Annotated in this window: 9 protein-coding genes; 4 read left to right on the top strand and 5 right to left on the bottom strand. The window is 63.0% G+C overall.

From position 1 onward, the window contains the following. Positions 1 to 32 precede the first annotated feature (32 nt). Positions 33 to 1,859 carry a translational GTPase TypA gene (gene typA / locus VGH41_RS09710; RefSeq protein ID WP_331597184.1) on the bottom strand — a complete coding sequence of 609 codons (1,827 nt, stop codon included), beginning with the start codon at positions 1,857 to 1,859 and terminating at the stop codon, positions 33 to 35. Between the two features lie 375 nt (positions 1,860 to 2,234). On the opposite strand from typA, the gene VGH41_RS09705 reads away from it, so the two are divergent. The 4 genes from VGH41_RS09705 (at position 2,235) to VGH41_RS09690 (ending at position 7,272) form a co-directional block, all read left to right on the top strand. Next, entirely contained in the window at positions 2,235 to 2,762 is a 528-nt protein-coding gene (locus VGH41_RS09705) for a MarR family transcriptional regulator (RefSeq protein ID WP_331597183.1), read from the top strand. Between the two features lie 67 nt (positions 2,763 to 2,829). Further along, positions 2,830 to 4,353 (top strand): efflux transporter outer membrane subunit, encoded by a 1,524-nt coding sequence (locus tag VGH41_RS09700; protein ID WP_331597182.1) that lies wholly within the window; start codon positions 2,830 to 2,832, stop codon positions 4,351 to 4,353. Between the two features lie 81 nt (positions 4,354 to 4,434). Next, positions 4,435 to 5,670 (top strand): EmrA/EmrK family multidrug efflux transporter periplasmic adaptor subunit, encoded by a 1,236-nt coding sequence (locus VGH41_RS09695; protein WP_331597180.1) that lies wholly within the window; start codon positions 4,435 to 4,437, stop codon positions 5,668 to 5,670. Positions 5,671 to 5,709: 39 nt separating this feature from the next. Next, positions 5,710 to 7,272, top strand: coding sequence for a DHA2 family efflux MFS transporter permease subunit (locus VGH41_RS09690; protein ID WP_331597179.1), 1,563 nt, complete (start codon positions 5,710 to 5,712; stop codon positions 7,270 to 7,272). Positions 7,273 to 7,417: 145 nt separating this feature from the next. Here the strand turns inward: VGH41_RS09690 and truB are convergent, their stop codons facing one another. The 4 genes from truB to nusA all read right to left on the bottom strand — a co-directional run. Further along, on the bottom strand, positions 7,418 to 8,377 hold the full coding sequence (truB, locus tag VGH41_RS09685; RefSeq protein WP_331597178.1) for a tRNA pseudouridine(55) synthase TruB: 960 nt from the start codon (positions 8,375 to 8,377) through the stop codon (positions 7,418 to 7,420). A 56-nt stretch (positions 8,378 to 8,433) separates the two neighbouring features. Beyond that, positions 8,434 to 8,799 (bottom strand): 30S ribosome-binding factor RbfA, encoded by a 366-nt coding sequence (gene rbfA, locus VGH41_RS09680; protein WP_331597177.1) that lies wholly within the window; start codon positions 8,797 to 8,799, stop codon positions 8,434 to 8,436. Between the two features lie 141 nt (positions 8,800 to 8,940). After that, positions 8,941 to 11,871 carry a translation initiation factor IF-2 gene (gene infB, locus VGH41_RS09675; RefSeq protein ID WP_331597176.1) on the bottom strand — a complete coding sequence of 977 codons (2,931 nt, stop codon included), beginning with the start codon at positions 11,869 to 11,871 and terminating at the stop codon, positions 8,941 to 8,943. 93 nt (positions 11,872 to 11,964) lie between these two features. Then, positions 11,965 to 13,144, bottom strand: a 1,180-nt coding sequence (gene nusA, locus VGH41_RS09670; RefSeq protein WP_331597175.1) for a transcription termination factor NusA, incomplete at its 5' end; no start/stop codon positions are given.

Below are 13,144 nucleotides of genomic sequence, written 5' to 3'. Positions count from 1 at the left end.
CTTGAGAAACAACCGCTTACGAGGCTACCTGCTTAGTCCACTGCGCCCTTACGGCTGGCGCTGCGGCGCTCGTGTTCCTTCAGGTAACGCTTGCGCAGACGGATGGATTGCGGCGTGACTTCGACCAGTTCGTCGTCGTCGATGAATTCCACGGCGTATTCCAGCGACATCTGGATGGGCGGCACGAGGCGCACCGCTTCGTCCGTACCCGACGAACGCACGTTGGTCAATTGCTTGCCCTTGATCGGGTTCACGACCAGATCGTTGTCGCGGCTGTGAATACCGATGATCATGCCTTCGTACAGCGGCTCACCCGGCGACACGAACATGCGGCCGCGATCCTGCAGCTTCCACAGTGCGTACGCGACGGCCGCGCCGTCGTCCTGCGAAATCAGCACGCCATTGCGACGCTCGCCGACCGCGCCTTCCTTGACCGGCTGATACGAATCGAACGTGTGGCTCATCAGGCCAGTACCGCGCGTGAGCGTCAGGAATTCCGACTGGAAGCCGATCAGGCCGCGCGCCGAAATACGATACTCGAGACGCGTACGGCCGCGGCCGTCCGACGCCATGTCGAGCATTTCGCCCTTGCGGCGACCCAGTTCTTCCATCACGCCGCCCTGGTGGCCGTCTTCCATGTCGACGGTCAGGTTTTCGTACGGCTCGTGGCGCACACCGTCGATTTCCTGCATCACCACGCGCGGACGCGACACGGCCAGCTCGTAGCCTTCGCGGCGCATGTTTTCCACCAGAATGGTCAGGTGCAGCTCGCCACGACCCGCCACTTCGAACGTGGTTTCGTCGCCGGTTTCCTTCACGCGCAACGCGACGTTGTGGTTCAGCTCTTTCATCAGACGGTCGCGGATCTGGCGGCTCGTCACGAACTTGCCTTCACGGCCGGCGAGCGGCGACGAGTTGACGAGGAAGTTCATGGTCAGCGTGGGTTCGTCCACCGTGATCATGGGCAGCGCTTCCGGCTGCTCCGGCGAGCAGATGGTCACGCCGATGCCGATTTCCTCGATACCGTTGATCAGTACAATGTCGCCGGCTTCCGCCGAGTCGACCTGGACGCGCTCCAGACCCTTGAACGACAGCACCTGGTTGATCTTGCGGTTCAGGATCGCGCCATCCGGACCCGAACGCACGGCAACGGCCATGCCCGGCTTGATGGTGCCGCGCGTGATGCGGCCCACGCCGATACGGCCGACATACGACGAATAATCCAGCGACGTGATCTGCAATTGCAGCGGCGCTTCCGGGTCGGCCGGGCGCACCGGAACGTGTTCCAGCACGGCCTCGAACAGCGGACGCATGTCGCCCGAGCGCACGTCCGGCGTGAGACCCGCATAGCCATTGAGGCCCGAGGCGTAGACGATCGGGAAGTCGAGCTGCTCGTCCGTTGCACCCAGCTTGTCGAACAGGTCGAAGGTCTGGTTGATCACCCAGTCGATACGCGCACCCGGGCGGTCAACCTTGTTGATCACGACGATCGGCTTCAGGCCGAGGGCGAGCGCCTTTTTCGTCACGAAACGGGTTTGCGGCATCGGGCCCTCGACGGCGTCCACCAGCAGCAGCACCGAGTCGACCATCGACAGCACGCGCTCCACTTCGCCACCAAAGTCCGCGTGGCCCGGCGTGTCGACGATGTTGATGTGAGTGCCTTCGTACTCGACCGCGCAGTTCTTCGAAAGAATCGTGATGCCACGTTCCTTTTCGATGTCGTTCGAGTCCATCACGCGCTCGACAACCGCCTGGTTGTCGCGGAATGTGGCGGTTTGACGGAGCAGCTGGTCGACGAGCGTGGTCTTGCCGTGGTCGACGTGAGCAATGATGGCGATGTTGCGTAGGGCGCGAGTCATAGGAACCTGGAGACAGTTGAGTGCGCCAGCAGCAGCATTTGTGTACAAAGCCAACAAAGCCCAAAGCGCACTTTTGGGAACCCAACATTATAGCATGCGCTGATTAAGGTTATCTGGTATTCCCTAGGTCCTGTCGGCAAAGCCACGTCGCACCGACATCCGGCCGCCCAATCTCCCACGTCGCCTTCGGTCTCACTCCGTACTGTCCCGCTGTCGCAGCGACAACTCGCCTCGCCCAATTTTCGCACGCGCGCCCCCTGGCTTTAAGCGCTTGAGCAGGCATAGATCCTTGCCTAAGCTGCAATAACGCTTGCCGCGTCAACTAACTGCCACCTATAATCCTGCATAGTCAACCATTGCAGTCGCATGAGAATCATGACCGAACAGACTGACCAGACGAGTGCGACGCCCCCCGAAATCAGCGCATACCAACTGGGCGAAAGCGTCGGTTATCTGATTTCGCGGGTGAAATCCACCGCGTCGAATCTGATTACCCAACGCACCATGGCGGAGCACGGCATCACCAGCCAGCAGGCCAGCATCCTGTTCATGGTGGCGAGCGGCAAATGCCTGCTGGCGGCCGAACTGGCCCGCGAATATGGGATCGACGCCAGCGCGGTCACGCGTCTGATCGACCGGCTCGAAAAGCGCGGGCTGCTTACCCGGGTGCGCAGCAATGAAGACCGGCGTGTCGTACGCCTCGCCCTGACACCTGAAGGTCAAGGCATTGCCCGGCGCCTGCCGGCCATGTTCACTGGCGTGATGGACGGCCTGCTGTCCGGCTTCACCCCGGAAGAAGTCGGCTTCCTGAAGAGCATGCTGCGCCGCGTACTGACCAATAGCGGGTGTGATCTATCCGGCATATCCCGTGACACGGCAACTAATACCGACGCTAAAGCGTAAGACGCTTAGTTGCAGCGTCCATCAAAACAAACAACTGACCAATCAACTGACACTCAAGGGTTGAGCGATGAAATCCCTTTCCCTGTCCGCGCCCGCACTGCCGTGCCGGGCCGCTGTCGCCGCCGCGGCGACGGCGCTCGCCCTCGCGGGATGCGCGAACTACATCGGTATCAAGAGCGACAAGCAGATCTCGTCGCCGGGGCAGTACGAATCCAGCGAGGCGCTGCCGGGCCAGGGCGGCCAGTGGCCGTCGCTCGACTGGGCCAACCAGTTCGGCGACCCGCAACTGCCGCAACTGATCGCCGAAGCCCTCGACGGAAATCCGTCGATCGCGCAGGCGCAGGCGCGCCTTGCCAAAGCCTCGTCGTACATCGAAAGCACACGTTCGGCGCTCTATCCGAAGGTCAACGGCAGTTATTCCTGGACCCGCGAACTGTTCTCGGCCAACTCGATTTACCCGCCGCCCTTCGGCGGCACGTGGTATAGCGAGAACAACGTGCTGGCAAGCGCCTCATGGGATCTGGACCTGTGGGGCAAGAACCGGCAGCGCCTGGGCCAGGCCGTGTCCCAGAAAATGGCGGCGGAAGCGGATGTGCAGCAGGCGCGCGTGACGCTCGCCGCGTCGGTGGCCAGCACCTATAACCAGCTCGCGCAGCTGTATGCACTGCGCGACATCGCCGCGCGCGAAATCGTCAATCGTCAGGACATTGGCCGCATCACGAATGGCCGGGTGACGGCGGGCCTCGACACCAACGTCGAACGGCAGACCGCCAACGGCAACATTGCCACCAGCCAGTCCAACCTGAGCGATCTGGACGGTCAGATCAAAACCGTGCGTTATCAACTGGGCGCGCTGCTCGGCAAGGGGCCCGACCGCGGCTTGCAGATCGCCAAGCCGGTGCTCACGGCGGGCGACGCGGTCGCCCTGCCGGACAACGTGCCGGCCGACCTGGTCTCACGCCGCCCGGATATCGTGGCCGCGCGCTGGCAGGTCGAAGCGGAGATGCACGACGTCAAGGAAGCGAAGGCTGAGTTCTTCCCGGACGTGAATCTCGCCGCCGGTTTCGGCTTCGATGCATTCGGCTGGGGCAAATTCTTCACTTCCTCCAGCCGCCAGACGCAGTTCGGCCCCGCCATTCACCTGCCCATCTTCGATGCAGGCGCATTGCGCTCGCAACTGAAGGGCCGGTATGCCGATTTCGACCTGGACGTGGCCAACTACAACCAGACGCTGATCAATGCGCTGTCGGACGTCGCCACCCAGGTCACGTCGATCCGTTCGATCGACCAGCAGTCCGGTGACGCGCAGCGTGCGCTCGACGCGTCCACCAAGGCGTATCAACTGGCTGTGATCCGCTATAAGGCCGGCCTGTCGGAGCAGTTGCAGGTACTCAACGCCGACCAGAATCGCCTCGCCGCCGAACAGACGGTGACGAACCTGAAGATGCGGCGCCGCGAGATGCAGATCGGCCTCATCAAGTCACTGGGCGGCGGCTTCGACGCGACGCAAACCGGTCTCGTGGTGCCGACCGACGCACCAGCTTCGTCAGCCGGCGCCGCAGCGCCTGCCGCTCAGGCCGCGGCGAACTGAACCCGCTTGCCCATCTGAAGAAACGACGCACATAAGCGACACAAATAAACGACGCAGATTGAGAGAACACGGAGCATATCAATGAGCACCCCGCAACAACCTGCCGCCAGCGCGCAACCGGCGAATAACGGCAAACGCAAACTCATGATGACGCTGCTCGTCATCGTGATCCTGATTGCCGCCGTCGCCTACGGCCTGTACTACTTCCTCGTCGCGCGCTTCCATGAGTCGACCGACGACGCGTACGTGAACGGCAACGTTGTGCAGATCACGCCGCAAGTGACCGGCACGGTCATCGCGGTCAACGCCGACGACACCCAGACGGTCAAGACCGGCGACCCGGTCGTCGTGCTCGACCCGGCGGATGCCCGCGTCGCGCTGCAGCAGTCCGAAGCCAATCTGGGTCAGGTGGTGCGTCAGGTGCGCGGCCTCTTCGCCGACGACAACCAGTACCAGGCGCAAGTCGAAGTCCGCGAGGCCGATCTGTCGCGCGCTCAGGACGACCTGCGCCGCCGCATGACGATCGCGCAGACGGGTGCCGTATCGCAGGAAGAAATCTCCCACGCGCGTGACGCCGTGAAGAGCGCGCAAGCCGCCCTCGACGCCGCGAAGCAACAGCTCGCCTCGAACCGCGCGCTGACCGCCAACACGACGATCGCGAACCACCCGAACGTGGAAGCTGCTGCCGCCAAGGTCCGCGACGCCTATCTGGCGAACGCGCGCAACACGCTGCCGGCGCCGGTCACGGGTTATGTGGCGAAGCGCTCGGTACAGGTCGGCCAGCGCGTCTCGCCGGGCAATCCGCTGATGGCGATCGTGCCGCTGAACGGCGTGTGGGTCGACGCCAACTTCAAGGAAGTGCAGCTGAAACATATGCGGATCGGCCAGCCGGTCGAACTGACGGCCGACGTGTACGGTTCCTCGGTCGTGTTCCACGGCAAGGTGGTCGGCTTCTCGGCCGGCACGGGTTCGGCGTTCTCGCTACTGCCGGCACAGAACGCAACGGGCAACTGGATCAAGGTGGTGCAACGCCTGCCGGTGCGCGTCGCGCTCGATCCGCAGGAACTCGAAAAGCATCCGCTGCGGATTGGCCTGTCCATGAACGTCGACGTCAGCATCAAGGACGAAAACGGCGGTCAGCTGGGCGAAGCGCAAAACACGGTCTATCAGACCAACGTGTTCGACAAGTACGGTGATCAGGCCGACGCCGAAATCGCTCGCATCATTGCTGAGAACGCCGGTCCGAATGGCGGTCAAAGCACCAGCACGCAGAAGTCGGCCGACCGCGCCGCGAAGTCCACAGCCAAGACCATGTAAGCGGCGACCCGCTTCAAGAAAGAGAAAGGCTGCAAATCAATGGCTCAGGCTCAAGCGCCCGTCGCTCACCCGCCGCTCGAGGGGGCGCGACTGGTGATCGGCACCATCGCGGTGTCGCTCGCCGTGTTCATGAACGTGCTCGATACGTCGATTGCCAACGTGTCGATCCCGTCCATCTCCGGGGATCTCGGCGTTTCATCCGACCAGGGCACGTGGGTGATCACCTCGTTCGCGGTGGCGAACGCGATCTCCGTGCCGCTCACTGGCTGGCTCACCGAGCGGAACGGCCAGGTGCGCCTGTTCATGGCGTCGATCATTCTGTTCGTGATCTCGTCGTGGATGTGCGGCCTCGCGCCCACCCTGCCGTTTCTGCTCGCCTCGCGCGTGCTGCAGGGCGCGGTGGCCGGTCCGATGATTCCGCTCTCGCAGACGCTGCTGCTCGCCAGCTATCCCCGTGCGAAGGCGCCCATGGCGCTCTCCATGTGGGCCATGACCACGCTGATCGCCCCGGTCGCCGGGCCGATTCTGGGCGGCTGGATCTCGGACAACATCTCGTGGCCGTGGATCTTCTACGTCAATATTCCGGTCGGCACGATCGCCGCAATCGCCACGTGGATGATCTTCCGCAATCGCGATTCGGTCATCCGCAAGGCGCCGATCGACGGCGTGGGGCTCGCCTTGCTGATCGTCTGGGTGGGCTCGCTGCAGGTCATGCTCGACAAAGGCAAGGACCTCGACTGGTTCGCGTCCACCACCGTCGTGGTGCTGGCGCTGACGGCGGTGATTGCGCTGGCCTTCTTCATCGTGTGGGAGCTGACCGCGGAACATCCAGTGGTCGACCTGTCGCTTTTCAGCAAGCGGAATTTCACGGGCGGCACCGTGGCGCTGTCGATTGGCTATGGTCTCTATTTCGGCAATCTCGTGTTGCTGCCGCTCTGGCTGCAGACCGATCTGGGCTATACCGCCACCAACGCCGGTCTGGTGATGGCGCCGGTGGGCGTGTTTGCGGTGCTGCTCTCGCCCATTACCGGCAAGATCTTGCCGCGCACGGATCCGCGCTATATCGCCACCGTGTCGTTCCTCGTGTTCGCGCTGTGCTTTTGGATGCGCTCGCGTTATACCACTGGCGTCGACACCAATTCGCTGCTGCTGCCCACACTGATTCAGGGCATCGGCATGGCCGGGTTCTTTATTCCGCTGGTGTCGATCACGCTGTCCGGCTTGCCGGGCAACCGGATTCCCGCGGCATCGGGCTTGTCGAATTTCGTGCGGATCATGTGCGGCGGTATCGGCACTTCGATCTTCCAGACCGCCTGGGATCACCGCACGAGCATGCACCACGCGCAACTGACGGAACAGGCCAGCGCATACAACCCGGTGTTCGATCAAACGATTCGTCAGATGGGCGCGGCGGGTTACAGCCAGCCGCAGGCCTATGGGCTCTTCAACAGCATGACGACCCAGCAGGCCGCGCAGTTGGGCGTGAACGATCTGTTTTTCGTATCGGCGGGCATCTTCGTTGCCCTGATCGCGCTGATCTGGGTGACGAGGCCTGAGCGTGCTGGCGGCGACGCGGGAGCGGCGGCGGCAGCAGCGCATTGATGACCGGGACCGCCAGCGCGAGCGCGGTTGAAACGCCGCGGAGATAGTCTCAGGCAGGCGACAAGCAAGGAAAAAAGGCGGCGCCGCAATCATGCGGTGACGCCTTTTTTGTACCTCATCCTGCTGGGCTACGATCCGCCCCGCTTCACTGCGCAGCCGTGACCACCAGCCGCTCCGGCGCGAGCACTCCCTCGCCCAGCTTCGCGACGCCAAGCAAGCGGCCCTCGCCTTCATAGACGCGCACGCGCCCGGCGTTGGCCGCGTCCCGCGTCAGCGTCAGGTCGGCAAGGCGCAGACGTTGGCCATGCAGGAAGCGGCGGGCCGCCTCCGCATCCAGGTGCACCGCGGGAAAAGTGGACAGCAACGCGTCCACCGGCTGCAGCCAGGCATCCCGCTCGCCTTCGGCCGCGTCGGAGAGGGCATCGAGCGTCACCGCGTGTTCCAGCGTCAGCGCGCCGACCCCTGTGCGACGCAATCCAACCAGATGGGCGCCGCAACCCAATGCTTCGCCCATATCTTCGGCGAGCGTGCGCACGTAGGTGCCCTTGCTGCACGTCACGCGAAAGGTTACGTCCGGCAGCGCGCACACGAGCAGTTCGAGCGCGTGAATGGTCACCTGGCGCCCTTCCCGCTCGACCGTTTGGCCCGCGCGCGCGTACTCGTACAACGGCTTGCCGTCGCGCTTGAGCGCCGAATACATCGGCGGCACCTGGACGATGTCGCCGCGAAAGCCTGCCATGGCCGCGAGCACTGCCGCTTCGTCGCACGTCACCGGGCGCGTTTCGACGGTCTCGCCTTCGGCGTCGCCGGTAGTCGTGCGAATGCCGAGGCGCATGGTGGCCTCATAGGTCTTGTCGGCTTCCAGCAAATCTTGTGAGAACTTGGTCGCCTCGCCGAAACACAGCGGCAGCAAACCCGAAGCGAGCGGATCGAGTGTGCCGGTATGGCCGGCCTTCTTCGCCAGATAAAGACGCTTGGCCCGGATCAACGCGTCATTGCTGGACAGGCCGACCGGCTTGTCCAGCAACAACACGCCGTCGAGCGCCCGGCGCGGCACGCGGGGCTGCTGAGGTCCGCGCCGAGGGGCGCGTGTAGAGTCGGTCATGTCAGAAAAATCAGGGCGAACAGGAAGTCACCAACCAGCGAGACGGCAACGCGAAATCAGTCTTCTTTCGCGCGATTGGCATTCGCCTCGTCGATCAAACGCGACATTTCCACTGCGCGCTCGATCGTCTTGTCATAGTGGAAATGCAGCGTCGGCACGGTGTGGATGTGCAGGCGCTTGAACAGCTGGTTGTGCAGATGACCGGCGGCATGCGTGAGCGCCGCGAGTGTCTGTTGCGGATCGCCCGTCAGCGTCGTGAAGTAGACCTTGGCATGCGCGTAGTCCGGCGTCAGTTCGACGCTCTGGATCGTGACGATGCCAATGCGCGGATCCTTGACCTCGCGCAGCAGCTCGGACAGGTCGCGTTGGATCTGATCGGCGATCTGCACGTTGCGATTGGGGGAAGAACGTTTCTTGGGCATGGTGAATCCGTGATCCGCTCAAGGCGGATAGCAATGAGTTCGCGCGTCGGCAGCAGACGCTGCGAGCGCGAACGGCAGGCACAAAAACAAGGGGCGGAGCGGCTCAAGCGCCCGCTCCGCCCCTTCAGCGTTGCGCCTGAATTACAGCGAACGCGCGACTTCGGTGACTTCGAAGACCTCGAACTGGTCGCCTTCGACGATGTCGTTGAAGTTCTTGACCGACATACCGCACTCGAAGCCCTGACGGACTTCCTTCACATCGTCCTTGAAGCGCTTGAGCGAATCGAGCTCGCCCGTGTGAATCACGACGTTGTTGCGCAGCACGCGGACCGACGACGAACGCTTGACGAAGCCGTCCGTGACCATACAACCGGCCACCGTACCGACCTTCGGTACCTTGAAGACCTGACGCACTTCGACCATACCGGTGACGACTTCGCGCTTCTCCGGTGCCAGCATGCCCGACATTGCAGCCTTCACCTCATCCACAGCGTCATAGATGATGTTGTAGTAGCGAATGTCGATACCGTTGGCTTCCGCCAGCTTGCGCGCCTGTGCATCCGCACGGGTGTTGAAGCCGATGATGACCGCCTTCGAGGCCGTTGCCAGGTTGACGTCGTTTTCGCTGATGCCACCCACGGCGCCGTGCACGATCTGCACGCGCACTTCGTCTGTGGACAGCTTTTGCAGCGACTGCACCAGCGCTTCCTGCGAACCTTGCACGTCTGCCTTGACGATGAGCGGCAGGTACTGCACTTCGCCTTCGCCCATCTGTTCCAGCATGTTTTCGAGCTTGGCGGCTTGCTGCTTGGCCAGCTTGACATCGCGGAACTTGCCTTGACGGAACAGGGCGACTTCGCGCGCCTTGCGGTCGTCCGGCATCACGATGACTTCTTCACCAGCCTGCGGCACTTCCGACAGACCCTGAATCTCGACCGGGATCGACGGGCCGGCCGACTTGGTCGGCTTGCCGGTTTCGTCGAGCATGGCGCGTACGCGGCCATAGGCACTGCCTGCCAGCACCACGTCGCCGCGGTTCAAGGTACCCGACTGGACGAGGATGGTCGCAACCGGACCCTTACCCTTATCGAGCTTCGCTTCAATGACGAGGCCCTTGGCCGGTGCGTCGACCGGTGCCTTCAGTTCCAGCACTTCGGCCTGCAGCAGCACGTTTTCGAGCAGGTCGTCGATGCCCGCGCCGGTCTTGGCCGACACCGACACGAACGGCGAATCGCCACCGTATTCTTCCGGCACGACGCCTTCTGCGACGAGTTCCTGCTTCACGCGCTCCGGATTCGCATCCGGCTTGTCGATCTTGTTGATTGCGACGACGAGCGGGACGCCGCCAGCCTTCGCGTGGGCGATGGCTTCCTTCGTCTGCGGCATCACGCCGTCGTCGGCCGCGACCACCAGAATCACAATGTCCGTTGCCTTGGCGCCGCGAGCACGCATAGCCGTGAAGGCCTCGTGACCCGGCGTGTCGAGGAACGTGATCACGCCGCGCGGCGTTTCGACGTGATAGGCGCCGATGTGCTGAGTAATCCCACCCGCTTCACCGGCCGCCACCTTGGCGCGCCGGATGTAGTCGAGCAGCGAGGTCTTGCCGTGGTCGACGTGACCCATCACGGTCACAACCGGCGGACGCGGCAGCAGTTCTGCGTCGGTGATTTCGCCTTCGACCAGCATGGCTTCCGGATCGTCCAGCTTGGCGGCGACCGCATGATGGCCCAGTTCCTCGACGATGATCATCGCCGTTTCCTGGTCCAGCATCTGGTTGATCGTGACCATCTGGCCGAGCTTCATCATCGACTTGATGACTTCCGATGCCTTCACGGCCATCTTGTGCGCCAGGTCGGCGACCGTAATGGTTTCCGGCACGTGTACTTCACGCACGATAGGTTCGGTCGGCGCCTGGAACGTGGTGCTCTGATCCTGGTGCTTGCCGCGCCCCTTCGGGCCGCCGCGCCAGCCGCGATCGACACCGCCGCTCGTATCGCCACGCGTCTTGATGCCGCGGCGCTTCGCTGCGTCGTCCTGCCAGCCGCCCTTGCCTGCGCCCGGTTTCTTCTTGTCGCCTGCCGACGGCGCCGTGGTGGCTGCCGGTGCCGCTGCGGCCGGCTTCTTCGCCGCCGGACGTGCCGGTGCTGCGCCTTCCGGACGAGCCGGCTTGTGCAGCGTGCCCTTGGCTTCGGCGGCCTTCGCCGGTTCCGCAGGCTTGGCCGGCGCCGGTTCCGGCGCCTTGACCTGGGCCTTGCGCGGCGTGTTCATCATTTCGCGAATCGCGCGGGCTTCGGCTTCCGCCGCTGCACGGCGCTTGCTGATTTCTTCCTGCTCGGCACGCGTTTTTTCCGCGGCCTGACGCGCGGCGTCTTCCGCCTTCTTCGCGGCTTCGCGTTGCGCGGCGCGCTCTGCTGCAGCGCGCTCGTCATCCTGCTCGCTCGTGGCGCCCGCGACGGCTGCGGGCTGAGCGGCTTGCACAGCCTGCTCGGCCTTCTTCTGCGCCGCAGCTTCCGCCGCCGCAGCAGCGCGCTTCTTCGCCGCCTCTTCTTCCGCACGACGACGCTCGGCTTCAGCAGCCTGTTCGCGTGCCTGACGCTCGGCTTCTTCGCGCTCGAGCTGCTCCTGGCGCGCCTTCAGTTCCTGCGCCTGCTTTTCGAGCAGTTCGGCTTCATGGCGCGCTTCTTCTTCGCGACGCTGAAGTTCGAGATCGTCCGTATCCGTGTCGGCCTCGGCCACATGATTCGATGCATCGCCGCCTTCGCCCGCCGCTTCATCACGACGGACGAACGTGCGCTTCTTGCGCACCTCGACCTGAATGGTACGAGCCTTACCCGTCGCGTCGGATTGCTTGATCTCCGACGTATGCCGTTTCGTCAGCGTGATCTTGCGCTTGTCCGCATCAGTCGAGCCGTGAGACTTGCGCAAGTGGTCGAGCAGACGCGCCTTGTCCGTTTCGGACAAGGTGTCGTCTTCGCTCGCTTTTGTGACGCCAGCTGCCTGCAGTTGCTCGAGGAGCACGCCTGCTGGCATTTTCAGTTCCGCGGCAAATTGGGCTACGTTGTTACTCGCCATTCATTCCTCTTAATGCAAGGACCGATTCCTTGCGGTTAGCATCTTGTCATGCGGCCTGACGGCCGCTTCAATTTAGTGCGCCATGGTCATTTCTCACTGGAACCAATGTTCACGTGCTTTCATGATCAACGCCTTAGCGGCATCCTCTTCCATTCCGGTCATCTCGACCAATTCGTCTACTGCCAGCTCGGCCAGTTCGTCACGCGTGTGAATCTGGTGTTCGGCCAGCTTTGCGAGCAGGTCGGCGTCGATGCCGTCCAGGCTCTTAAGGTCGAGCGCTACATTTTCGACCTTTTCTTCATTCGCGATTGCCATCGTCAACAACGCATCGCGTGAGCGATTGCGCAGTTCGTGAACAGTGTCTTCGTCGAACGCTTCGATCTCTAGCATCTCGTTGAGCGGCACATACGCGATCTCTTCGAGGCTCGTAAAGCCTTCGTCGATCAGGATGTCAGCCACTTCTTCGTCGACATCGAGACGCGCCATGAACAGGTCACGCAGTACACCGCGTTCCTGATTCTGCTTTTGCGCAGATTCGTCCGGCGTCATGATATTGATCTGCCAGCCGGTGAGTTCGCTGGCAAGACGCACGTTCTGGCCGCTACGGCCGATTGCGACCGCCAGTTCGTTTTCGTCGACGACGACGTCCATCGAATGCTTCTCTTCATCGACGACGATCGACTGAACGGCTGCCGGCGCGAGCGCGCCGATCACAAACTGGGCGGGATCTTCCGACCATAGCACGATGTCGACGTTTTCGCCACCAAGCTCGTTACGCACCGCCTGCACGCGCGAGCCGCGAATGCCGACGCAAGTGCCGATCGGGTCGATGCGCTTGTCATAAGCGACCACGCCGATCTTGGCGCGCACGCCCGGATCGCGTGCGGCCGCCTTGATTTCGAGCAGGCCCTGCTCGATTTCCGGCACTTCCATTTCAAACAGCTTCATCAGGAACTCAGGCGCCGTACGCGAGAGTTCGATCTGCGGACCGCGAGCGGTGCGATCGACCTTGGCAATGTAAGCGCGCACACGGTCGCCCACGCGCAGGTTTTCCTTCGGAATCAGCTGATCACGACGCAACAGCGCTTCGACACGGCCCGATTCGACGATGAAATTACCCTTGTCGAGGCGCTTGACCGTACCGGTCATGATGTTTTCGCCGCGCTCCAGGAAGTCGTTGAGGATCTGCTCGCGCTCGGCGTCGCGCACCTTCTGCAGGATCACCTGCTTGGCGGCCTGCGCGCCGATCCGGCCGAATTCGATTGACGGCACC

It is taken from the genome of Paraburkholderia sp. (genome assembly GCF_036488795.1).
In the GTDB taxonomy this organism is placed as follows: domain Bacteria; phylum Pseudomonadota; class Gammaproteobacteria; order Burkholderiales; family Burkholderiaceae; genus Paraburkholderia.
The sequence above is the reverse complement of the archived record's forward strand: the minus strand, read 5'-3'. Positions and strand labels throughout refer to the sequence as shown.